The 22,843-nt window shown below is 71.9% G+C and carries 23 protein-coding genes; 11 read left to right on the top strand and 12 right to left on the bottom strand.

Translation table 11 applies throughout. The annotated features are described in order from the left end of the window. Window position 1: 1 nt before the first annotated feature. Together A3862_RS15565 and A3862_RS15560 are read right to left on the bottom strand one after the other, a co-directional pair. A complete protein-coding gene (locus A3862_RS15565) occupies window positions 2-685 on the bottom strand; it encodes an amino acid ABC transporter permease (protein ID WP_043758610.1) in 684 nt (227 codons plus the stop codon). Window positions 686-719: 34 nt separating this feature from the next. Next, the gene (locus A3862_RS15560) at window positions 720-1,526 is read right to left on the bottom strand and encodes an amino acid ABC transporter ATP-binding protein (protein ID WP_111473710.1); all 807 of its coding nucleotides are present in this window, start codon (window positions 1,524-1,526) and stop codon (window positions 720-722) included. A gap of 204 nt (window positions 1,527-1,730) precedes the next feature. Between A3862_RS15560 and A3862_RS15555 the strand changes: the two genes are divergently transcribed. The 6 genes from A3862_RS15555 to A3862_RS15530 are packed head-to-tail and all read left to right on the top strand — an operon-like array spanning window position 1,731 to window position 6,218. After that, window positions 1,731-1,958, top strand: a complete 228-nt coding sequence (locus tag A3862_RS15555) for a hypothetical protein (RefSeq protein WP_043758614.1) — start codon at window positions 1,731-1,733, stop codon at window positions 1,956-1,958. Further along, window positions 1,955-3,211, top strand: coding sequence for a Zn-dependent hydrolase (locus tag A3862_RS15550; protein WP_043758615.1), 1,257 nt, complete (start codon window positions 1,955-1,957; stop codon window positions 3,209-3,211). Before A3862_RS15555 ends, A3862_RS15550 begins: the two co-directional genes overlap by 4 nt. A 27-nt stretch (window positions 3,212-3,238) precedes the next feature. Then, window positions 3,239-4,012: a LamB/YcsF family protein gene (locus A3862_RS15545; RefSeq protein WP_043758616.1), complete on the top strand. Its 774-nt coding sequence runs from the start codon at window positions 3,239-3,241 to the stop codon at window positions 4,010-4,012. Then, window positions 4,005-4,739, top strand: a complete 735-nt coding sequence (pxpB, locus tag A3862_RS15540; RefSeq protein ID WP_111473709.1) for a 5-oxoprolinase subunit PxpB — start codon at window positions 4,005-4,007, stop codon at window positions 4,737-4,739. Before A3862_RS15545 ends, pxpB begins: the two co-directional genes overlap by 8 nt. Then, complete coding sequence (locus A3862_RS15535; protein ID WP_043758618.1) at window positions 4,732-5,766, top strand: biotin-dependent carboxyltransferase family protein; 1,035 nt, start codon at window positions 4,732-4,734, stop codon at window positions 5,764-5,766. The genes pxpB and A3862_RS15535 overlap by 8 nt, the downstream gene beginning before the upstream one ends. A gap of 38 nt (window positions 5,767-5,804) precedes the next feature. Continuing rightward, complete coding sequence (locus tag A3862_RS15530; protein WP_043357614.1) at window positions 5,805-6,218, top strand: VOC family protein; 414 nt, start codon at window positions 5,805-5,807, stop codon at window positions 6,216-6,218. 71 nt (window positions 6,219-6,289) lie between these two features. Here A3862_RS15530 and A3862_RS15525 read toward each other — a convergent pair whose 3' ends face one another. The 10 genes from A3862_RS15525 to A3862_RS15480 form a co-directional block, all read right to left on the bottom strand. After that, window positions 6,290-7,885, bottom strand: coding sequence for an ABC transporter substrate-binding protein (locus A3862_RS15525; protein WP_043758622.1), 1,596 nt, complete (start codon window positions 7,883-7,885; stop codon window positions 6,290-6,292). A gap of 131 nt (window positions 7,886-8,016) precedes the next feature. Further along, window positions 8,017-9,540: a class I adenylate-forming enzyme family protein gene (locus tag A3862_RS15520; protein ID WP_043758623.1), complete on the bottom strand. Its 1,524-nt coding sequence runs from the start codon at window positions 9,538-9,540 to the stop codon at window positions 8,017-8,019. Then, the gene (locus A3862_RS15515; RefSeq protein WP_111473708.1) at window positions 9,537-10,349 is read right to left on the bottom strand and encodes a VOC family protein; all 813 of its coding nucleotides are present in this window, start codon (window positions 10,347-10,349) and stop codon (window positions 9,537-9,539) included. Before A3862_RS15515 ends, A3862_RS15520 begins: the two co-directional genes overlap by 4 nt. Next, window positions 10,346-10,765, bottom strand: a complete 420-nt coding sequence (locus A3862_RS15510; RefSeq protein WP_043758628.1) for a PaaI family thioesterase — start codon at window positions 10,763-10,765, stop codon at window positions 10,346-10,348. Before A3862_RS15510 ends, A3862_RS15515 begins: the two co-directional genes overlap by 4 nt. Window positions 10,766-10,830: 65 nt before the next feature. Beyond that, complete coding sequence (locus A3862_RS15505; RefSeq protein ID WP_111473707.1) at window positions 10,831-11,847, bottom strand: quinone oxidoreductase family protein; 1,017 nt, start codon at window positions 11,845-11,847, stop codon at window positions 10,831-10,833. 31 nt (window positions 11,848-11,878) lie between these two features. Then, window positions 11,879-12,859: an ABC transporter substrate-binding protein gene (locus tag A3862_RS15500; RefSeq protein WP_043354698.1), complete on the bottom strand. Its 981-nt coding sequence runs from the start codon at window positions 12,857-12,859 to the stop codon at window positions 11,879-11,881. Between the two features lie 64 nt (window positions 12,860-12,923). Beyond that, window positions 12,924-13,739, bottom strand: a complete 816-nt coding sequence (locus A3862_RS15495; RefSeq protein WP_051044956.1) for an ABC transporter permease — start codon at window positions 13,737-13,739, stop codon at window positions 12,924-12,926. Beyond that, the gene (locus A3862_RS15490) at window positions 13,730-14,500 is read right to left on the bottom strand and encodes an ABC transporter ATP-binding protein (protein WP_043758632.1); all 771 of its coding nucleotides are present in this window, start codon (window positions 14,498-14,500) and stop codon (window positions 13,730-13,732) included. The genes A3862_RS15495 and A3862_RS15490 overlap by 10 nt, the downstream gene beginning before the upstream one ends. After that, entirely contained in the window at window positions 14,497-15,273 is a 777-nt protein-coding gene (locus tag A3862_RS15485; protein ID WP_083936126.1) for a GntR family transcriptional regulator, read from the bottom strand. The genes A3862_RS15490 and A3862_RS15485 overlap by 4 nt, the downstream gene beginning before the upstream one ends. 343 nt (window positions 15,274-15,616) lie before the next feature. Then, a complete protein-coding gene (locus A3862_RS15480) occupies window positions 15,617-16,135 on the bottom strand; it encodes a MarR family winged helix-turn-helix transcriptional regulator (protein ID WP_043758634.1) in 519 nt (172 codons plus the stop codon). A 121-nt stretch (window positions 16,136-16,256) separates the two neighbouring features. Here A3862_RS15480 and A3862_RS15475 point away from each other — a divergent pair, with 121 nt between their 5' ends. The 5 genes from A3862_RS15475 to A3862_RS15455 are packed head-to-tail and all read left to right on the top strand — an operon-like array spanning window position 16,257 to window position 22,833. Next, entirely contained in the window at window positions 16,257-17,540 is a 1,284-nt protein-coding gene (locus A3862_RS15475; protein WP_043758635.1) for an amidohydrolase/deacetylase family metallohydrolase, read from the top strand. 10 nt (window positions 17,541-17,550) lie between these two features. Then, window positions 17,551-18,420, top strand: coding sequence for an alpha/beta hydrolase (locus tag A3862_RS15470; RefSeq protein WP_043761321.1), 870 nt, complete (start codon window positions 17,551-17,553; stop codon window positions 18,418-18,420). Next, the gene (locus A3862_RS15465) at window positions 18,417-20,771 is read left to right on the top strand and encodes a xanthine dehydrogenase family protein molybdopterin-binding subunit (protein ID WP_043758636.1); all 2,355 of its coding nucleotides are present in this window, start codon (window positions 18,417-18,419) and stop codon (window positions 20,769-20,771) included. The genes A3862_RS15470 and A3862_RS15465 overlap by 4 nt, the downstream gene beginning before the upstream one ends. Further along, on the top strand, window positions 20,768-21,637 hold the full coding sequence (locus A3862_RS15460) for an FAD binding domain-containing protein (protein ID WP_043758637.1): 870 nt from the start codon (window positions 20,768-20,770) through the stop codon (window positions 21,635-21,637). The genes A3862_RS15465 and A3862_RS15460 overlap by 4 nt, the downstream gene beginning before the upstream one ends. Next, window positions 21,634-22,833: a xanthine dehydrogenase family Fe-S subunit gene (locus A3862_RS15455; protein ID WP_043758638.1), complete on the top strand. Its 1,200-nt coding sequence runs from the start codon at window positions 21,634-21,636 to the stop codon at window positions 22,831-22,833. The genes A3862_RS15460 and A3862_RS15455 overlap by 4 nt, the downstream gene beginning before the upstream one ends. The last annotated feature ends 10 nt before the right edge of the window (window positions 22,834-22,843 follow it).

Here is a 22,843-nt window from a genome sequence, read left to right as displayed (position 1 = left end):
CTCAGGAGAGGCGGGCGTAGCGCCGCTCGAAATAGGCCGAGAGCTGCGACAGGATCGACGTGAGGCCGAGGTAGATCAGCGCCGCCGCGATGTAGAAGTCGAACGGCCGGAAGGTCGTGGCAATCATGAGCTGCGCGTAGAGCGTCAGCTCCACGACCGTGATCGTCGACAGGAGCGAGGTGTTCTTGACCGCCGAGATCGCCTCGTTGGTCAGCGACGGCAGGATCATGCGGAACACCTGCGGCAGGACGATCCGCACCATCATGATCCGCGGGTTCATGCCCAGGGCGAGCGCCGACTCGACCTGACCCCGGGGGATAGCCGCGAGCCCGGCCCGGATCGTCTCGGCCACGTAGGCGCCGCTGCTGACCCCCAGCGCGATGATGCCGGCCGTGATCGGCGAAAGCTTCACCCCTATCTGCGGCATGCCGAAATACACGATGAAGACCTGGATCAGGGTCGGCGTGCCGCGAATGAACCAGACGTAGAAGCTCGCGAGCGCTCGGAAGGGCGCGAAGGACGAGCGCTTGCCCAGCGCACCGAGCAGGCCGCAGACCCAGCTCACCAGGATGCTCGCCACCGTGACGCCGAGCACCACCAGGGTCGCCGAGAGGAAGCCGGGGCCGTAGGTGACGACCTCGTCCGAGAGGGTGAGCCACCATTCCTGCAACGTCGCGACGCTCATCGCTGTCCGATCTCCCCGGTGATGGGCCGGCGGCTCACGCTGTCTGTCCGAGCGCGGCGGGCTGGTGCAGCACGCGCCGGAGGAACTGGCGCAGCCGCTCGCTCCGCGGCGCGCCGATGATTTCGTCGGGCGGACCGTCCTCGGCGATCACGCCGCCGTCGAAGAACAGGGTGCGGGTGCCGACATCCCGGGCGAAGGCCATCTCGTGGGTGACGAGCAGCATCGTCATTCCGTCCGCCGCGAGGGAGCTGATAAGCGCCAGCACCTCGCCCACCAGCTCCGGATCGAGGGCCGAGGTGACCTCGTCGAACAGCATCACCTTGGGCGCCATCGCCAGGGCGCGCACGATCGCCACGCGCTGCTGCTGCCCGCCGGAGAGCTTCGACGGGTAGGCGTGCCGCTTCTCGTAGAGGCCGATGCGCTGGAGCAGCGCCTCCGCCTCCGCGACGGCCTGACGGCGCGGCATCCGCCGCACCCGGATCGGCGCCTCGATGACGTTCTCCAGCACGGTCATGTGCGGCCAGAGATTGTAGCTCTGAAAGACCATGCCGATCCGAGTGCGCAATTCGCAGAGCTGCTGCGGCGTCGGCTGGCGGCGGGCGCCCTGCTCGTAGTCGAAGGCGAAGCGCTCGAAATCCATGAAGCCGGATGTCGGCGTCTCCATGAGGTTCAGGCAGCGCAGGAACGTGCTCTTGCCCGAGCCGCTCGCGCCGATGATCGACACGACCTCGCCCTCGTGGATGTCGAGGGAGATGCCCTTCAGGACCTCGTTGGCGCCGTAACTCTTGTGCAGCTTCCTGATCTTCAGGAGCAAGGGCGCGGCCGTCTCGATCTGAGCCATCGTCAAACCTGATGTTATGGGATCACGCGCCGAATGATTGCTTATACCTGCGCATTATTTGCGCCATTATAACAGATATTTACTCATCAAAACTCTCAAGTTGGGGATTTTATTTCGATTTTGACGCGGTTTTACGTTGCCAAATCCGATACCATGCCTTAGCAGAGCCGGTATACCGCCGGCATTCAAGCGGTATTTTTGAGCATGGCTGCCTCCAACATGGTCATCGAGCCCATGGATCCCGGTATTCCCTGCGCGAGCGCGCCTGGCGCGTGCCTCATTGTTCAGCCGATCGACCGGGTCGGTCCGGCGCCGCGGCGGGCTCCGGCCGCAGAATCCCGGGGCGGCAACGGCCGCGCTCCCGCGATCCGCGCCGAACCGGACGTCGGGGAACGGCAGCTGGACGATGCGCGCACCGGTCAGCCGGCATGACCGGCCTCGCGATCGACCCGGATTTCTGCGCGGCGCTCTTCGCCGAGCTCCTCGGCTTCAGCCAGCACGCACCCGGCGTGACGCGGGCAGCCTACGGCGCTGGCGAGGAGCGCGCACACGCCCTGATGCGGGCCACCGGGCTGGCGCTGGGGCTCACCGCCGAGACCGACGCGGGCGGCAACCTGTTCCTGACGATGGCGGGACGCGACCCGACCCTGGCGCCCTGGATGGTCGGCTCGCACGTCGACACGGTGCCCCACGGGGGCAATTTCGACGGGGCGGCGGGCGTGATCGGCGGCCTCGCGGCCGTGGAGGCCCTGCGCCGGGCGGGCCTCGTGCCGGCGCGTCCCGTGACGGTGGCGGTGTTCAGGGCCGAGGAGAGCGTCTGGTTCCCGGCCTCCTATGTCGGCAGCCGGGCTGCCTTCGGCCTGCTGCCGCCGGAGGTTCTCGACCTGCCCCGCGCCGATACCGGCCGGAGCCTGCGGGACCACATGGCCGACCTCGGCCTGCGTCCGGAGGCGGTGGCGCGGGGCGAGCGGCTCCTCGATCCGGCGCGGATCCACGGCTTCGTGGAGATGCATATCGAGCAGGGACCGGCGCTGGAGGCGGCCGGGAGCCCGGTGGGGTTCGTCACGGCGATCAGCGGCAGCTTCCGCTATCGCAAGGCCGCCTGTTTCGGCCGCTACGGCCATTCCGGCGCCGTGGCGCGGAGCGAGCGCAGCGACGCCGTCTTCGCCCTCGCCGACCTGATCACCGGCCTGGATGCCCTCTGGGGAACGCTGGAGGCGGAGGGCTGCCCGGCCACGATCACGCTGGGCGAGGTCGCCACCGACCCGGTCCAGCACGCCTTCGCCAAGATCCCCGGCGAGGTCCGCTTCTGCCTCGACGTGCGCAGCACCGAGCCGGCCGTGCTGGACCGGGTCGAGGCGGCGCTCGCCGAGCGCGTCGCCGCCATCGAGGCCGCCCGCGGCGTGCGCTTCGTCCTCGGCGAGCGCACCGGCAGCACCCCGGCGCGGATGAGCGCGGCACTCGTCGAGGCCCTGTCGGGCCACGCGCGCCGGCTCGGGATGCCGTTCCGCACGATGGCCAGCGGGGCCGGGCACGACACCGCGACGCTGGCCGGCCAGGGCGTGCCGAGCACGATGATCTTCATCCGCAACCAGAACGGCAGCCACAACCCCGACGAGGCGATGCGGATCGAGGATCTCTGCGCGGCCGCGACCCTGGTGGCCCACCTCGTCGCGGAAGCCTGAACCCCGCGCGCAAGAAAGGATGCACCGATGATCGTCGATCTGAACTGCGACATGGGCGAGGGCTTCGGCGTCTACCGCTTGGGCGACGACGCCGAGATGCTGACCGTGGCGACCTCGGCCAACATCGCCTGCGGCTTCCACGCCGGCGACCCTCTGGTGATGCACGAGACCCTGAGCCGCGCGGCCGCGAACGGCGTGCAGGCCGGCGCCCATCCGAGCTTCCTCGACCTCTGGGGCTTCGGCCGGCGGCCGATTCAGGGCGAGCGCCCGGCCGACATCGAGAAGGCGGTCCTTTACCAAGTCGGCGCCCTCCTGGCCCTGGCGCAGGATGCCGGCTGCCCGGTGCGCCACGTGAAGACCCACGGGGCGATGGGCAACATGGCCAACGAGGATGCCGACCTCGCCCTGGCGGTGGCCCGGGCGATCCGCACCCTCGACCGCGACCTGATCTTCGTGGTCATGCCCGGCCTGGAGACCGAGAAAGCCGGCGAGAAGCTCGGGCTGCCGATCGCGCGGGAGATCTACGCCGACCGGGCATACGCGGATGACGGCACCCTGGTGTCGCGCAAGCTCCCGGGCGCGGTGCTGCACGATCCCGATTCCGTGTCGGAGCGCGTGGCGCGGATGCTAGAGGACGGGGCGATCATCTGCCTGTCCGGGCGGCGCATCCCGACGCGGATCGACACGGTCTGCGTCCACGGCGACACGCCCGGCGCCGTCGCCATGGCGCACCGCCTGCGCGACGACTGCGCCGCCAAGGGGATCGCCCTGCGGCCGATGGCCGAGGTGCTCGGTGTCTGAGCCCGGCTACCGCCTCCTCGATAGCGGCGACCGGGCGCTCACGGTGGAGCTCGGCCGCGCGGTCGACCCCGCGATCAACGCGCAGGTCATCGCCCTCGACACGGCGCTCCGCGGTGCCGGGCGCCCGGGGCTCCTGGAGACCGTGCCGACCTACTGCTCGCTCCTCGTCCTCTACGATCCGGACCTGCTACCCCGGGCCGATCTCGCGGCGCTGATCGCCGCGCACTGGCCGCCCCCGGACGGGGCGACGGGATCGCTGCGCCGCTGGCGGGTGCCGGTCCATTACGGCGGCGCGCACGGCGCCGACCTCGCCGACCTCGCCGCCGGGGCCGGGCTCACCCCGGAGGCGGTGATCGCCCTCCATGCCGGCCGCGACTACCGCGTCTACATGATCGGGTTCGCCCCCGGCTTCGCCTATCTGGGCGGCCTCGATCCCCGGCTCCACGCGAGCCGGCGCACCGATCCGCGGCCCAGGACCCCGGCGGGCAGCGTCTCGATCGGCGGCAACCAGACCGGCGTCTCCCCGCCCCTGGAGCTGCCGAGCGGCTGGCAGCTCATCGGCCGCACGCCCGCGCGCTCCTACGATCCGGCCCGGGCCGAACCGTTCCTGTTCGCGGCCGGCGACCTGATCCGGTTCGAGCCGATCGACCGCGCCGCGTTCGACGCCCTCAGCGAGGCCGCCCGCGCCGGCGAGACCGTCGCGACCCTGGAGCGGATCGATGCCTGAGGGACTGCACGTCATCGCCCCCGGTGTTTCCGCGACCCTGCAGGATGGCGGGCGGCCGGGCTACCTGCGCTACGGCATCTCGGGGTCCGGGGCGATGGATCCAGACCTTCTGGCGCTCGCCAACGGCCTCGTCGGCAACCCGCTCGACGCCGCGGTAATAGAAATGGCGATGGTCGGTCCGACCCTCGTCTGCGAGACGGAGGTCTGCCGCGTCGCCCTCGCCGGGGCACCCTTCGCGATGAGCCTGAACGGCCGCGCCCTCGATCCGTTCACCGCTCACGACCTGCGGCGGGGGGATCGACTCATCCTCGGCGCCCCGCGGGAGGGCCTGCGCGCCTGCCTGGCGGTCGCCGGGGGCTTCGCCGTCGCGCCGATGCTCGGCAGCGTCGCGACGCACACCCGCACCCGTCTCGGCGGCCTCGACGGCAACCCCCTGGCCGCGGGCGACCTGCTGCCCCTCGCGGCGCCCGCGCCCCGCGACCGCCCGCTGACCCTGCCGCCGGCCCACCGGCCGACCTTCGGCGGTCCGATCCGTGTGGTGCTCGGGCCGCAGGCCGACGGCTTCACCGATGAGGGCCTGCGGACCTTCCTGTCCGAACCCTACACCCTCACGGCGCGGGCGGACCGGATGGGCTGCCACCTCGACGGGCCGCCGATCGCCCACGCGGACGGCTTCAACATCGTCTCGGACGGGATCGTGAACGGCTCCATCCAGGTACCCGGCCACGGGCGGCCGCTGATCCTGCTCGCCGACCGGCACACCACCGGCGGCTACCCGAAGATCGCCACGGTGATCTCGGCGGATCTCGGTCGCCTCGCGCAGGTGCGGCCGGGCGAGACGATCCGGTTCGCGGCCGTCGCCGTCGCGGAGGCCCAGGCCATCGCCCGCGCGGCGCGGCGCAGCCTGGACGCGCGGCTGGCGGCGCTGGTGCCGGCCGGCGGCGACGCTCTCGACAGCGCGTTCCTGCTGTCCTGCAACCTCGTCGGCGGCGTCGTCTCGGCGCGCGCCCCGGATCCGGCGCCCTGACAGCGCCACCCCCTCCCCTGCGAAGCAAGAGACCGTCGATGCTCACGCCGTTCCATCTCGCCTACCACGTCACCGATCTCGACGCGGCCCGCCGCTTCTACGGCGGCGTCCTCGGCTGCCAGGAGGGCCGCAGCACCGAGACCTGGGTCGATTTCGACTTCTTCGGCCATCAGCTCTCGCTGCATCTGGGCGAGCCCTTCACCACCACCCGGAGCGGGAAGGTCGGCAATCACACCGTGATGATGCCGCATCTGGGCGTCGTGCTGCCGCTCGAGGCCTGGGAGGCACTCGCCGGCCGCATCGAGGCGGCCGGCATCGCCTTCGACATCCCGCCGGTCGTCCGCTTCGCCGGGGAGCCCGGCGAGCAGCGCACGATGTTCTTCTTCGACCCGAGCGGCAATCCCATCGAGATCAAGGGCTTCCGGGATCTGGCCGCCGTCTTCGCGCACTGAGGCTCAAGCGCACTCCCCGTGGCAACGGCCCGTCGCCGGAGCGGCGACGGGCGGCCGGGGCGCGCCGCCCGTCAGACGCGGCGGGCGTTCCAGAAGACGAACTGGCCGTCGACCACATCCCGGAGATCGCGCCGGAAGGCTGTCCGGTAGAAATACTGGCCGGTCGGCAGGTACGGCACGTCGCGCATCGCCAGCGTCTGCATCCGGGCCGCGATCGTCTTCCGCGCCGCCTGATCCGGCGCCTCGATCCAGGCCTCGCGCAGGCTCTCCAGCTCGGGCAGGTCCGGCCAGCCGAAGAAGCCCTTGGGGCCTCCGCAGCGCAGGACCTGCTCCACGACCGGGTTGGCCATGTCGAGGCCGGTCCAGGTCGTGTTGAAGATGTTCCAGCCGCCCTGGTCCGGGGGCGCCTTGCTGGCGCGGCGCGTGACCAGCGTGCCCCAGTCGGACACGACGTATTGCACGTTCATCCCGAGCCGCTGGAGCAGGTCGTGCATGATCTCGCCGAGGGCGCTGAGCACGGGATTCTCGCTCGTCGACATGAGCACGACGCGCTCGCCCGTGTAGCCGGCGGCCACGAGGTCGCGCTTGGCCTTGGCGAGATCGCGCGGCCGGGTGAGCACGTCGAGCCCGGCATCGGTGGCCATGGCGGTCCCCGGCGTGAACAGGCCGACATCCTTGCGCCACAACTTGGGATCGTCACCGGCCGCCGCCGCCATGAAGTCCGCCTGCGACAGTGCCTCGAGGACCACGCGACGGACCGCGGGCTTGTCGAAGGGCGGATAGAGGTGGTTCATGACGCCGGTGCCGAGATTTCCGAGCGGCGAGGCGAGCTGCGTGGCGATCTGCGGGCTGGCCTGGAGCGTCGGCACGAGATCGCTGATCGGGTTCTCCCACCAGTCGACCTCGCCGTTCTGGAGGGCAGCGGCCGCGGTTCCGGGATCCGGCATGACCTGCCACTCGACCCGCTCGAAATGGACCCGCTTCGGCCCCGCCACCCAGGACACCGGACCGTCGTCGCGGGGCCGGTAATCCGGGTTGCGGTCGTAGACCACGCGGGCGCCGACCAGCCGCTCCTTGGTGTTAAACCGGAACGGCCCGGAGCCGATCAGCTCGGGTATCTGCTGGGCCGGGTCGGTGGCGGCGAGACGCTCGGGCATGATGACGAGCACCGGTGGACCGAGCTTCGCCAGGGTCTCGAGCATCAGCCCATAGGGGCGCTTCAGGCGAATGACGAAGGTCCGGTCGTCCGGGGCCTCCAGGGCGTCGGTGCGGGCCATCAGGGCCTGCCCGAGGCTGTCGCGCTGCGCCCAGCGCCGGATCGACGCGATGCAGTCAGGGCCCCGCACCGGCTCGCCGTCGTGGAACTTCAGTCCTTCGCGCAGCCGGAAAATCCAGCGCCGACCGTCATCCTCGACCGTGTGCCCCTCCACCATCTGCGGCTGCGGCGTGAACTGCGCGTCGAGGCCGTAGAGCTGGTCGAACACCATGAGCGCGTGGTTGCGGGTGACGTAGGCGGTGGTCGTCACCGGATCGACGATGGTCAGGTCGGATTGTGGCACGAAGCGCAGGACGCTCGCCCGGCCGCCCTGGGCCAGGGCCGGGCGGGCCGGCAGGAAGGGGGCGGCGGCCGCGGCGGCGGCACCGCCGAGGAAGGTTCGTCGCAGCATGGAGGTCACTCCTGGCTTTCCGGATCAGGCGGGCGGGGACGGTTGCGCCGGGCGGCGCTTCGCGAGGCAGCCTTCTGCGGGCGCGCATGCCGCGGGAACACAACCTGCAAGCGCCGTTCCGCCCGGGCCGGTCACGGGGCGCGGACGGCCTCTTCGGCGCGCCGGCGCAGGGCCGCGCGGTCGATCTTATTGGTCGAGGCGAGGGGCAGCGCCTCGACGAACCAGACCCGGCGCGGGTGCTGGTAGGCCGGCGCGTGGGCGAGCGCGTGCGCCTTGAGGGCGGCCTCGTCGACGGTGGCGCCGGGCCGGCGGACCACGAAGGCGACGGGCTTGGTACCCTTGATGGAATCCTCCACAGGCACCACGCAGGCCTGGAGCACGTCGGGGTGGCGCTCCAGCACCAGCTCGACCTCGCCGGGGAAGATGTTTTCGCCGCCCGAGACGAACATGTCGTCGGTCCGGCCGAGAAAATAGAAGAACCCGTCGGCGTCGCGGCGGAACACGTCGCCGGTGTCGTAGAATCCGTCCGCGGTGATCGGAACGGGGACGTCCGGCCGGTTGTGGTAGCCGAGCATGATCGCGGGGCTGCGCATCTGCAGAACGCCGGTCTCCGGCGCGTCTGGCCCGTCGAGGCGCACAGCGACCTGGGGATGCGGCGCGCCGACCGACGCGACCGGCGTCGGCAGGCCGTCCGGATGGTCGCCGAACACGACCGGGCCGCCCTCGGTGGTCCCGTAGGCGTTGAGGATGCGGGCGTTCGGCAGGAGTGCGCGGATCTGCCGGGCCAGGGCGTCGTTGACGGGCGCCGAGCCCATCCGCACCGTCCGCACGCCGGTGAGGTCGGCCTCCGCCAGGAGATCCGGCTCCCGCAGCATCATGGCGATCATCGGCGGCACGGCGGTGAGCCACGTGCAGCGATGGCGATCGATCGCCGCAATGTAGGCCCGCGCCTCGAATTGCGGCAGCAGCACCATCGTGGCGCCAGCCGCGCAGACGAGGAGCGCCAGGGCCAGCGCGTTCATGTGGTAGAGCGGGGCCGCGACGAGCAGCCGGTCGTCGCGCAGGTTCGTCTCCGCGGCGCGGGTCCGCGCCACCCAGAGGTGGCTCGCATGGCTCAGTCGGACGCCCTTCGGCCGGCCCGTGGAGCCGGACGTGTAGAGGAACAGGGCCGCCTCGCCGGGCTCCGGCACGATCGGCACGAAGGGTCCGGGATCGAGCCAGGCCGCAAAACCCTCCGGCCCGTCATCGTCGAACCCGGCGATCCGGATATCGGGGTCGAGCCCAGCCAGCATCGCCCGGCGCGGGCGGTCGCAGAGCACGAGCCGCGCCCCGCAATCGGCGAGCACGGCCGCGATCGTGGCCGGCGGGAACTTGTGATTGACCGGGACCGGGACCACGCCGGCCCGCATCGCGCCGAGCAGCGCCGCGACGGTGTCGGGCCGGTTGGCCGAGAGGATCGCGACCCGCGCGCCGCGGGAGATCCCGCCGCGTACGAGGCCGCGGGCGAAGGCGTCGGCCCTGGCATCGAGGCCGGCGCGGGTCATCACCTCGGGCCCGCCCTCGGGGGCGACGCCGATGATGAGTGGCCGGTCCGGCGGCCCGGACCGGTCAACGAGGTCGCCGAGATTGGTCGCACCCGTGGTCGCGCACGTCATAGGGCCGCCCGGCACGCGAGATGGAGGTCGAAGGCCGGCAGCGTCAGATCGGCCGCGTCCGGCCCGTGCCGGACCCAAGTCGCCTCCGGGAGGACGGCCGAGCGGGCTTCGAGGGCGTCGAGGCCGCGAAAGTGCAGGCCGAGGGCGGCGAAACGGGCGGCCGGCCCCGGCACGATCACGATCCGCGTCTCCCCGACCCGGATCGTGAAGCCGGCGCCCACGGCCTCGGCCGGAGCGCCGATCGCGGCCGCGTAGAGGGAAGCGTCGGCCTCCGGCGCCGGGCTCTCGATCGTCAGCGCGTCGATCCCCGAAAAGCCGTTCGGATGGTCGAGCCATTCGGGGCGCCAGACGAGATCCGGGGTCAGGTGCTCGCAATGGTAGAGGCGACCCGCCGGAAACAGGTGTGCCGGCACCCGCACCGTGCGGAATTGGGCCTGTTCCGTGCGGCCGTCGACGGTCACCGGGCGCGAGAAGGCGACGGGCGGACCGGCCGCGAGCCCCACTGCCGCCAGCCGCGCATGGGTCGCGTCGGCGACCCGGCTCGCCACCACGAGCCCGTTCAGGCCGAACGGGCTGTCCAGCACGTCCTGCCGCTGCGGCCCCATTTCGGGCACGCCGACAAGCTCCAGGTAGGGGCCTGCCGTCATCATCAGGTGGTTGATCGAGCCCAGCGAGTGGTGGCCGCGGGGTGTCAGCGAGAAGCCGAGGGCGGCGAACAGGTCCGCCGCCTCGTCCATCCGCCGCAGCACGTTGATCACGACGTGGTCGAGGGCCCCGTCCGCCGGGGCGCCGGGGGGCGGCCCCGTCATTTCGCCAGCGCCGTCATGTAGACGCCGCGGCCGCTCGCGAGCAGGCGCCCCGCGTCGTCGAGGATCTGCGCCTCGGCCACCGAGAGCTGGTTGCCGAACTTCACCACCGTGCCGCGGCAGGTGAGATCGCCCTGCATCGCGGCGCGGTGATAATCGACCCGCAGGTCCACCGTGGGGACGCCACGGCCGGTCTTGGAGACCAGCGCCCAGTCGGCAGTGAGGTCGACGAGCGTCGCCAGGATGCCACCGTGGACGTAGCCTCGCTCGGCGTTGACGACCCATTCGGGCCGCCACGTCGCCTTCAACTCGATCGTGCCCTCGCCGACGGCGACGACGGAGAGGCCGAGCCACTGGTGGAACGGGCCGCGCAGCAGCAGCGCCTCGACCTGCTCCTTGCTGAGGGGGGTGTCGGACATGGCTTCGGGATCTCCTCGGGCGGGGCTGGGGGCGACGACGCGCGGCGGACCGGCCTCGGACGGTGTCAGGGGGTGACGACGATCTTGCCCATGACCTCGCGGTCGCGGATCATCCGCAGGCCCTCGGCGGCCTCTTCGAGGGGCATGACCTTGTCGATGGTCGGCTTCAGCGTGCCGGCCTGGATCATGTCCATCAGCGCCGACAGGTCGTCGTCGTAGAAGCTGTTCGAGCCGATCACCTTGAGCTCGAAGCTCCAGATGTAGCGAAGATCCTCCTTGGGATCGTGTCCCGCGGTCGCTCCGCAGACGAGCAGCGTGCCGCCGCGCTTCAAGCACTTGAGCGAGGGCACCCAGGTGTCGCCGCCGGTGAAGTTGATCACCACGTCGACCCCGCCCTCGTAGGTCCGGCGCTGCGGCTTGCCGTACTGCTGGATCGCCCACTTGGAGAAGTCGGTCTCGCGGTAGTTGACGACGTGGTCGGCGCCGAGCGCCGTCAGCGCCGCCATCTTCTCCGCGCTGCCCGCGCAGGCGATCACCTCGGCGCCGAGCTGCTTGGCCAGCATCACGCAGCCGGTGCCGACGCCGCCGCTGGCGCCCAGGATCAGGACCTTGTCGCCGGCCCTCACGGTGTTGTGGGTGATCAGCATGCGGTGGGCCGTTCCGTAGGCCACCGGCAGGGAGGCGGCATCCGCGTAGCTCACCTCCGGCGGCATCGCGATCAGCTGGCCCGTCGAGACCCGGCAATACTCGGCCATGCCGCCGTCGAGCATCTCGCCCATCAGGCCCTTGGTCTTGTTGAGCGGGTTGACCAGCACCCGGTCGCCGACGCGCCACTTCGCGACGCCCTCGCCGAGCTCGACGATCTGTCCGGCCATGTCGAGGCCGATCACCACCGGCATCGGCACCTTGATGCCGGGCATGCCCTTCACGGTGAATACGTCGTGGTAGTTGAATGAGGACGCGCCGACGCGGATCAGAACCTCGCCCGGGCCGGGGGACGGCTTCGGATAGTCGTTCACCACCTTCAGCGTGTCGATGTCGCCGTGCGCCTCCAGCACGAGCGCCTTCATCATCTCAGCCATCGGGAAAACCCTCTTCTGCAGGTCGGAAAGGCTACGGGATCGTCTTCGACCGCTCGTAGGGGCCGGGAACCAGGGCGGTGTCGGGCAGGCTGCCCTGGACGGCGCCGACCGCCTTGAACACGTCGAATTCGCGCTTCAGCGAGGCGATGTCGGCAGGCTCCAGGCTGACCGTGTAGATGCCGTCCCAGAGACCCGCGTAGGCCGCGGCGTCGGCATCGCTCAGGTTCGCGGCGGCCTTCAGGATCTTGGCCACCCCGGGCTTGTCGGCCTGGCCGAACGCGTAGGCCTTGCGCATCGCGGCCACGACCTTGGCGGGCGCGTCCGGATTCTGGGTCATCCAGGCGTTGCGCATCAGGCCGACGCCGAGGACCGGCGGCGCGTCCTGCTGGGTGAGGCGCTTCCACTCCTCCCGGAAGGTGCCCAGACGGCGCAGCTTGACGTCCGGCAGGAGCGCGAGGGTCACGGTGCGCAGGGCCGCCGCGTCGATGTCCTTCTGGACGAGGAATTGCGCCAGCCGGGAATCGTTGCCGGGCACGGCCTGGTAATCGGCGGGCTTCAGACCGTGATTGGTCTCCAGGATCGCCGCCGCGATGGCGGCGGTGCCGCTGCCCGCGGGCGAAGTGCCGATCTTCTTGGCCCTAAGGTCGGCCATCGTCTTGATCGGCGAGTCCTCAAGGACGACGAAGTCGAGGTCGGCCACCTGCGTCGCCAGGACGATGCTCATCGGCAGGCCGTCGGCGGTCACGCTCAGCGCCGTTCCCGCGCTCGCCGCGATCGCGAAATCGATCGCCCCGGCGGCCATGGCCTTGGTGGGCGCGTTCACGTCCGGAAACTTGACGTATTCGGCCGTCAGCCCCTCCTTCTCCATGAACTTGCCGGCCTCCAGCACGGCGCCGAAGCCGAGGCTGATGCCGGAGCTCCAGTAGCCGATGCGCACCGTCTCGGCGCGCGCGAGGGCGGGCAGGCCGACCGCGCAGAGCGCGGCGACGGCGAGGACGCGGATCCGTTTCAAGGCGTTCTCCAGGGGGTGCAAAGAGAGGACGTGCGACGGGCGTTTCCCCGCGTGGCTTCGGCCGTCACGGCTGCGCCACCTTCTTCCAGGCGAACAGGCGCTGCTCGGCCGGCTTCAGGACGAGCGTCTCGAGTCCGATCATCAGGGCGACCAGGGTGAGGGTCCAGGCGAAGACCTGATCGGTTTGGACGAGGTCCGCCGCCTGCCGCAGGCGGTAGCCGATGCCGCTGCTCGCCCCCAGCGACTCCGCCACGAGCACGACCCGCGCCCCGAAGCCGATGGCGAGACGCGCGCCCGAGAAGAAGGCGGGCAGGATCGTCGGCAGGTAGATCTTGGTCAGCACCTTGTGGCGCGGCATGCGGAAGGTGCGGGCGAGTTCGAGATGCTCGGCGCTGACCGTGCGCGTGCCCTGCCAGACGTTGGTCAGGATCAACGGCATCGCGGTCATGAACACCACGAAGATCGTGGTCCAGTTCGAGAGACCGAACCAGATCAGCGCGAAGATCGCCCAGATCGCCGACGAGACGGTGTTGGTCACCGTCAGCACCGGCTCGAAGAACCGGCCGAGGCGAGGGCTCGCGCCGAGCAGCAGGCCGAGCGGCAGCCCCACCAGGGCCGCGAAGGCGAGGCCCGCGCCGATCCGGCCCAGCGTGATGCCGAGATCGGCGGCGAAACTCGGCGTGGCGACGAGGCCGAGCCAGGCGTGCCAGACCCGCGCGGGGCTCGGCAGGACGAAGCTCGGCGCGTGCAGCGATCCGAGCTGCCACGCGGCCAGCGCCAGGGCGAGGAGGGCGAGCCTCTGGAGGAGCACGCCCGCCCGGCGTCCGGCGCCGGACGTCCGTGTCTGCCGGATCAGGCGCCGCGGGGTCTTCACGAGCATCGCGCGCTCGCGGCGGAGAGGCTGATGCGCAGGCGCCGGACCTCCTCGGCGACCTCCGCCGAGAGGGGGTCGCGGGGATACGGCAGGTCGATCGCCCGGACCGCACCGATCCGGCCCGGACGCGGGTGAAGAACGACCACCTGGCTCGCCAACACCACCGCCTCCTCGACGTCGTGCGTGACGAAGACCAGGGTCATCGCCCGCAGGTCGGCGATGCGCAGCAGCTCCGCGTGCATCTGCGCGCGGATCTCGGGATCGAGCTTCGAGAACGGCTCGTCGAGGAGCAGGATCCGGGGCTCGGTAACGAGGCTGCGCGCGAGCGCCACCCGGCTGCGCATGCCCCCCGACAATTCGTGCGGGTAGGCGTCGCGGAAGGCCTCGAGCCCGACGAGCCGCAGGGTCTCGTCGACCCGCCGCGCCCGCTCCGCCCGGCCCATGCGTCCGGCCTCGAGCCCGAAGGCGACATTCTGGGCGGCCGTGCGCCAGGGCAGCAGCCGGTCCTCCTGGAACATGTAGGTCATCGCCCGCCAGTCGCGGAAGGCGTGTGACGGGATGCCGTCGAGGAGGACGGCCCCCTGATCGGGCTCGACCAGCCCGGCGATCATGTTCAGGAGGGTGCTCTTGCCGCAGCCCGACGCGCCCAGGATCGCGACGATCGCGTGCTGCGGGATCGCGATGTCGATGGCGTCCAGGACGTGGAGCGGCCCGCCCTCGCGCCGGTCGAACCACTTGCTGACATGATCGAGCGCGACGGCGTTCACGGCTCGCCTCCGTCGGCCATCGGCGCCTGCATCGGCGGCTGCACCGGCGCCACCACCGCGGTGTCGCGCAGGCTGGCGATGACCTTCTCCAGGGTCATGTCGCGGAACGTCTCGACGTGGCGGCGCGCCACCAGGGCGGCGCTGTCGGCATCCCCCGCCACGAGATGCTCGATCATCGCGGTGTGGTCGTTCTCGATGTTCGGCCTGACCCCCTGCACGCCGAAGCCGAGGGCGACGAGGCGGGTCATCTCGTCGAGGAGGCCCGACAGGGTCCGGTACAGGCGTCCGTTCCCGGCCGCGGCGGCGATCGCGAGGTGGAAACCCCGGTTGGCCTCCAGGAAGAAGTCGATCTGGTTGCCCATCTCCACCGTGATCTTGCGGCGGCAGGCCTGCTCGAGGCGCTCCAGATGCGCCCGGTTCACGCGGCCGGCGGCGCCCCGGGCCGCGAGGGGCTCGAGCTCCATCCGGAGGGCGAAGACCTCGTCGACATCCTTCACGGTCACCGGGCTGACCCGGTAGCCGTGCCGCGGCATCGAGCTGACGAAGCCTTCCTGGGCCAGGCGCTGCAGCGCGATCCGGCAGCTCGCCTTCCCGATCTCGAACCGCTCCATCACCTCGGCCTCGGTGAAGCGCGTGCCGGGCAGGAGGCGGCAGGCGACGATCTCGCGCCGCATCAGGTCGTAGGCCTGATTGCCCTTGCGCGTGGCGTCGGGGACGGCGAGCACCGTCGCCATCGAGCGAGCCGGCCCGGACCTGTCATCGCGCGTCGTCATGGCCCCTCGCTGTTCGGGCATTGAGGATCCCACAGCATACTGTGAGCAGCTCACCGCACGCAGGACATGTGCCAAGCACGCGTCCGCCCGGCCGCGCCCATTAGGCATTGGTGAGCAGAACGATTGTCGGATGCCGGCATTCGCCCCAGGCTGGGAAGCTCAGATTCGCCGGGTGATCAGCTCAGCACGCCCTGTGGGCATGTCATGCCGTATTTATGCGCAACCGGCGCGCGCTCTGTAAATGAAATACCCGTCCAATTTTCCCGAAGGTATTGGGATAAGGAACCTTTCAAAACTCTTCGACGCAGAACAATCTGTGTCTTCTTTGGGCAGGCGCCGCGCCCTACACGATGTCGGGCTGGCCGCGCCGGTGCTCGTGCCCCGCGATGACGCGGCGCAGGAGCCGGGTCAGGGTGTCCTGCTCCGCCGGGGTGAGGGCCTCGACGGTCAGGGCGTGCGCGGCCCGCGCCGCCGGCTCCATCGCGCTGTGGAGCGCGGCCCCAGCTTCGGTCAGCCGACAGACCTGCGCGCGGCGGTCGAGGGGCGAGGTCGAGCGGCTCACCAGGCCGCGCGCCGCGAGGCGTTTCAGGGCGCCGGTCGTCGTCGTCCGGTCGAGGGCGACCGCGCTCGCGAGGGTCGTCTGATCGGCCTCCTCCAGGTCCCGCAGCAGCGACAGCAGGCTGTACTGCAGCGGAGTGACGCGAAACGCGGCACAGCTCTCCGCGAAAAGGCTGACGTGGATCTGGTGCATGCGGCGGGCGAGGAAGCCCGGGCGCTCGCCCAGGGGCCAGTGCCGCGTGTCCACCGCCCCGTTCGCCTTTGCCGACCCCGCCGCGAATCCGGCGTCCAGGCCCTCATCCATCGTCCGACTCCGCAGAACGGTTCCAGTCTTGGCACGCCGCGTGCAACGCCGGAATACGAAGCATGCTTCGCTTTTGGCAAGGGCGAGGCCGGCGCGCGCCGGCCGGGACCACGAGGTCGACATGGACAATCGCCGCTACGATCTGGTTCTGCGGGGCGGGCGGGTCATCTGCCCGGCCTCCGGCATCGACGGCATCCGCGACGTCGCGGTGCGGGACGGGCGCATCGCCGCCGTGGCGGAGGCGATCCTGCCCTCGGCCGCCGCCGAGGTCATCGACGTCACGGGCAAGCTCGTCCTGCCCGGCATGATCGACACCCACGCCCACGTCTACCAGTACGTCACCGGCCGGTTCGGCCTGAACCCCGACATGGTCGGCGTGCGCTCGGGCGTCACGACGGTGGTGGACCAGGGCGGCCCGTCCTGCATGACCCTGCCGGGCTTCCGCCACTTCATCGCCGAGCGGTCGCAGACGCAGGTGCTCGCCTTCCTGTCGGCCTACCTCGTCGGTGGCCTGGAGGGGCATTTCTACCCGAACCTCTACAGCCCGGACGGCGTCGATATCGACGCGACGGTGAAGTCGGCCACCGAGAACCGCGACCTCGTGCGCGGCATCAAGGGCCATGCCGAGATCGGCGGCTTCGCCCGCTGGGGCATCAAGGTGATGGAGATGGCCGCCGAGATCAGCCGGCGCGCCGACCTGCCGCTCTACGTGCATTTCGGCCAGCTCTGGGGCCTCCCGGAAGTGGGGGCCAACGGCGAGGATGCCGACACCATCGTCGAGCGGGTGATCCCCCTGCTGCGGCCGGGCGACGTGCTGGCCCATCCCTTCACCCGCCACCCGGGCGGCTTCATCAACGAGCAGGGCGAGGTGCACCACATCATCCGCCGGGCCATGGAGGCCGGGCTGAAGGTCGATGTCGGCCACGGGAGCCACTTCTCCTACCGCGTGGCCCGCGCCTCGCTGCCGGCGGGCGTGATCCCCTACACGCTGGGCGCCGACATGCACGGCTACAACACCGAGGTCCCCGAGGTGAAGAAGCCCGCCGGCACCCCGGACGAGCACCACGACGACGAGAACCATCCCTTCCTCGGCCAGGCCCGCTTCAGCCTGACCCAGGCGATGAGCTCGATGATGGCGCTCGGCATCCCGCTGGAGGACGTGGTGCCGATGGTGACGTCGCATCCGGCCGAGATGCTGCGCATGGGCGACCGGATCGGCGCCCTCAAGATCGGATACGCGGCCGACGTCTCGGTGCTGCACGACGACCGCGGCCGCTTCCTGCTGCGCGACAACGAGGACACGCGGGTGATCGCCGACCGCCTGCTGCGCCCGGCCTTCTGCCTGCGCGCGGGGAAGCGATTCGAGGCCGACTCGCCGATCCTGCCCCAGGCGATCGCGGCCTGAGGTGGCGCCGATGCCCGCCATCGTCCTCGACGACCCGACACCGCCGGATCCGCGCCACCGCTGGGACAGCCTGGACGCGGCGGCCCGGGGCGCCTGCTACGACAACAACGCGGGCGTGCCCGACAGCGCCGCGCAGGTCGCGGCCCGCAACGCGGCCTCCGCGACCTACCGGGCCGCGCATCCGGACTGGCTCGACATCCCCTACGCCGCCGGAGCGCGCACGGGCTTCGACCTCTACCCGGCGACGGAGACGGGTGCGCCCTGCCTCGTCTTCGTCCACGGCGGCTACTGGCAGCGCAACGCCCGGGCCGATTTCGCCTGCTTCGCGGAGGGCCTGAACGCGGCCGGCTGGTCCGTGGCGATGCCGGGCTACACGCTGGCACCCGAGGCGAGCCTCACCGGTATCGTCGCCGAGATCGGGGCCGCCCTCGACTGGCTCGCCGTGCACGGACCGGCGCGCGGGATCGGCGGCCTGACGATCCTTGCCGGCTGGTCCGCGGGGGCGCACCTCGCCGCTCTCCATCTCGGACATCCCGCCGTGTCCGCGGTCCTGGCGATCTCCGGCGTCTACGACCTCGCGCCGATCCGCGAGACCTACCTGAACGAGAAGCTCGGGCTGACCGAGGTCGAGATCGAGACGCTGTCGCCCCTGCGGCTGGCGGTCACGCCGAAGCCCATGACGATCGCCTACGGCAGCCGGGAGCTGCCCGCCCTCGTCCACGACGCACGCAACCTCCACGCCCTGCGCAGCGCCGCCCACGCGCCGGGCGCCCTGCTGCCTGTGCCGGGCGCCGACCACTTCTCGATCCTCGACGGATTCCGCCGGCCCGACGGCATCCTGGTCCGGGCCGCGCAGGACCTTCTCGGAGGCGCCCGATGAGCCGCGAGGGCGTCGGGGCCTCCCTGCCCCGCAAGGAGGACGACCGCCTGATGCGCGGGCGCGGCCAGTATGTCGGCGACCTCCGGTTACCGGGCCTGCAGGACGTCGCCTTCGTGCGCAGTCCGATGGCGCATGCCCGGATCCGCGCCATCCACGTGCCGGAAGCCTGCCGCGACCGCGTCTTCACCGCCGCCGACCTCGAAGGGGTGCTGCCGATCCGGGCCGTCTCGGGGCTGCCCGGCTTCAAGGTCTCCGAGCAGCCGGTGCTCGCCACCGGCAAGGTCCGGCAGGTGGGCGAGTTGGTGGCGATGTGCGTCGCCCCGACCCGCGCGGAGGCCGAGGACATCGCCGCCTCCGTAGTGCTCGACCTGGAGGAATTGCCCGCAATCCACGACATGCTGGCCGCGCGCGAGCCGGGCTCCGCCCTCGTCCACGAGCACTGGGGCGACAACGTCTTCCTGGAGACCCTGGTCGACGTCGGCATCGAGAGCGCCCTCGACGCGCCGATCCGGGTCAGCCGCACCATCTCGACGGGGCGGCAATGCATGGCGCCGATCGAGGGCCGCGGCACCGTCGTGCAGCTCGATCACCGCCTCGACCAGCTCGTCGTCCACACCGCGAGCCAGATGCCGCACATCGTGCGCAACGGTCTCTCGGAGTGCCTCGGGATCGAGCAGGGCCGCATTCGCATCGTCTCGCCGGATGTCGGCGGCGGTTTCGGCTACAAGGCCATCCTGCTCGCCGAGGACGTGGCGCTGGCGTGGCTCGCGCTCCGCTGCGGCCACCCGGTCCGCTGGCTGGAGGACCGGCGCGAGCACCTGACCGCCAACGCCAATTGCCGCGAGCACCATTACCGCATCACCGCCTACGCGGAGCGGGACGGGACCCTGCGCGGCATCGACTGCGAGGCAACGGTCGATTCCGGCGCCTACTCGGCCTACCCGTTCTCGGCCTGCCTAGAGGCCGCGCAGGTCGCCAGCATCCTGCCGGGGCCCTACGATTTCCCGGCCTATCGCTGCCGCACGTGGTCGGTGGCGACCAACAAGTGCCCGATCCTGCCGTACCGGGGGGTGGCGCGCACCGGCGTCTGCTTCGCCCTGGAGCTCGTCCTCGACGCCGTCGCCCGCGCGGCCGGGATCCCGCCCGAGGCGGTGCGCGAGAAAAACCTCGTGCGGCCCGGGCAGATGCCGTTCGACAACATCACGAAGAAGCACTTCGACAGCGGCGACTACCCGGAGGCCCTGGCCCGGGCGCTGAAGGCCGTCGACGTGGAGGCGGTCCGCGCCCGCCAGCGTCAGGGCGAGCCGGACGGGCGCCGGATCGGCCTCGGCCTCGCGATCTACTGCGAGCAGGCCGCGCACGGCACCTCGGTCTATTCCGGCTGGGGGATCCCGATGGTGCCCGGCCACGAGCAGGCCAGCGCCCGCCTGACCCCGGACGGCGGCCTGGAGCTGCGGATCGGCGCCCATTCCCACGGCCAGGGCCTGGAGACGACCCTCGCCCAGGTCGCCCACGAGATCCTGGGCGTGCCGGTGGCGCGCACCCGCCTCGTCCACGGCGACACGGCGATGACACCCTACTCCACCGGCTCCTGGGGCTCGCGCGTGATGGTGATGGCCGGCGGCGCGGTCGCGGCGGCCTGCGAGGAACTGCGCGCCCGCGCGGTGCGGATCGGCGCCCACCTGCTCCAGGCGCGGCCCGAGGAGTGCCGCTTCGAAGGTGGCCACGTCGTCGGCCCCACGGGCGACGTCCCGCTCGAGGCCATCGCCCGCACCTGGTACCGGCGCCCGCAGGATCTCGCGCCCGACACCGATCCCGGCGGCCTCGAAGTCACCGCCGGCTACAAGCCGGTGCGCGATTCCGGCACCTTCTCGTACGCGGCGCACGCGGCCGTGGTGGCGGTCGATCCCGATCTCGGAGCGGTGGAGATCCTCGACTACGTCATCGTCGAGGACGGCGGCACGCTGGTGAATCCCCTCGTGGTCGACGGCCAGATCTACGGCGGCCTCGCCCAGGGGATCGGCACGGCGCTGTTCGAGGAGGTGCGCTTCGACGGGCGCGGCCAGCCGCTCGCCTCGACCTTCGCCGACTACCTCCTGCCCGGCGCCGCCGACGTGCCGATGGCGCGCATCGACCACATGGAGACGCCCTCGCCCTACACGCGCTTCGGCCAGAAGGGCATCGGCGAGGGCGGCGCCATCGCGCCCCCGGCGGCGCTGGCCAACGCCGTCAACGACGCGCTGGCGCCGCTGGGCGTCGAGATGCTGCATTCCCCCGTCACCCCCCGACGCATCGTGGAGGCCGTGCTCGCCGCCCGCGCGCCCGCCGACACCGCGCGGGAGGCCGCATGAAGCCCGCACCCTTCGCCTGGGAGCGGCCGGGCAGCCTCGCCGCGCTCCTGGACCGCCTCGCACAGGCCCCCTGCAACGTGAAGCTGATCGCGGGAGGGCAGTCCCTCGGGCCGATGCTGAACCTGCGCCTCGTCGAGCCGGATCTCATCCTCGACATCACCGGCATCCCCGAGCTCCGGGAAGCCCGGGTCGAGGGCGACACGCTCGTCCTCGGGGCCTGCGTGACCCATGCCGACATCGAGGACGGGCGCGTTGCCGACGTCACCGGCGGCGCCCTGCAGCGGGTGGCGTCGGCGATCGCCTACCGGCCGGTGCGCAACCGCGGCACGGTCGGCGGCAGCCTCGTCCACGCCGATCCGGCCGCCGACTGGGTCAGCGCCCTGACGGCCCTCGGTGCCGAGGTCGAGATCGCGGGCCGGAACGGCCGCCGCACCCTGCCGGTGGAGCGCTTCGTCACCGGCGCCCTCGAAGTGGCGCTCGGCGCGGGCGAGATCCTCGTCGCCGTGCGCGTGCCGGCTTTGCCGGCGGACGCCGCCTGGGGCTACGTCAAGCACTGTGCGAAGATCGGCGAGTTCGCCCACGCCATCGGAGCCGTGCGCCTCGAACCCGGCGCGGGCCGGGGCCGGGCCGTGATCGGCGCGGTCGAGGGGCCGCCCGTGCTCCTGGCCGATGCGCGCCCGCTCTTCGGCGGCCGCATCGGCGCCGACTTCGCCGCGCGCTTCGATCCCCGGGTCGCGGATCAGGCCCTGCGGGAGGCCGGGATGGCCGACGCGGTCGAGCGGCACATCCACGTCACCGTCCTCGCCCGCGCGGTGGCGGCGGCCGGGCCCGTTCCCCACGCCAAGCCCCTTCCGGAGGCCGCATGAGCGCCGCGCTGGCCGAACCCGGGGCGTCCCGCATGGCCCTCGCGCTGACGGTGAACGGCCGCGCCGTCCGGGTCGCGGCCGAGCCACGCAGCCATCTCGGCGACGTGCTGCGCGACGGGCTCGACCTCACCGGCACGCATCTGGGCTGCGAGCACGGCATCTGCGGCGCCTGCACGGTGCTGCTCGACGGCGAGCCCGCCCGCGCCTGCCTGACCTTCGCGGGCGCCTGCGCGGGCGCCGCCGTCACCACGATCGAGGGCCTCGACACGGACGCGATCACGGACGAGCTGCGGGCCGCCTTCAACCGCGAGCATGCGCTCCAGTGTGGCTACTGCACGCCCGGGATGCTGGTGGCCGCCCGCGACCTGGTCCTGCGGCTGCCCGAGGCCGACGAGCGGCGGATCCGCGTCGGCCTGTCGGGCAATCTCTGCCGCTGCACCGGCTATGCCGGCATCGTCCGGGCCGTGATGGCGGTGATCGCGGACCGGCGCGGGCGCGGCATCCCCCCGGAGACCGGCGCGGGGCGTGCCCTCGGCCCGGTCGGCGCGCGGGTCGGCGAGGCGATGGTCGCGCCCCTGACTCCGCCGGCCAAGCCCCTCGCCCCGGTCGCGCCCGCCGCGGTGGCGGATCTGTCCGACACCTTTGAGCCGGCTCACAGCTTCACGCAGGCGCTCGACCTCGCGCATCCGCCGGAGGCCGTCTTCGCGCTGCTGGGCGATATCGACGCGGTCGCCGCCTGCCTGCCCGGCGCGGTCCTGACGGCGCGGCCCGCGCCCGACGCCGTGGAGGGCGGCCTGCAGGCGCGGATCGGACCGATCGCCGTGACGTTCCGCGGTCGCGCCCGCCTCACGCGGCAGGAGGCGGCGCGGACCGGCTCGGTCCACGGCGCCGGAACCGACTCCGGCGGCCGCTCGGTCACCGAGGGCCGGATCCGCTACCGGGTCGAGGCTGGACCGGCGCCGGGCACCGCCCGGGTCGCACTCGACGTCGGCTACACCCTGACCGGGCCACTCGCCCAGTTCGGCCGCCCCGGCCTCGTGCGCGACCTCGCCGGCCGCATCGCGGCGGAGTTCGCCCGCAATCTCGATGCCCGGCTCTCGGGCGTAGCGGCCCCGGCCCCCGCCGGCCTCAAGCCGCTCCGCCTGCTCCTCGGCCTCGCCCGCGCGCGCCTCGCGGCGTGGTTCGGCCGCGCCTGATCCCACCCCG

The sequence above is a fragment of the Methylobacterium sp. XJLW genome, assembly GCF_003254375.1.
Classification (GTDB): domain Bacteria; phylum Pseudomonadota; class Alphaproteobacteria; order Rhizobiales; family Beijerinckiaceae; genus Methylobacterium; species Methylobacterium fujisawaense.
Note: the sequence above shows the minus strand (reverse complement) of the source record. Positions and strands in the feature narration are given on the sequence as shown.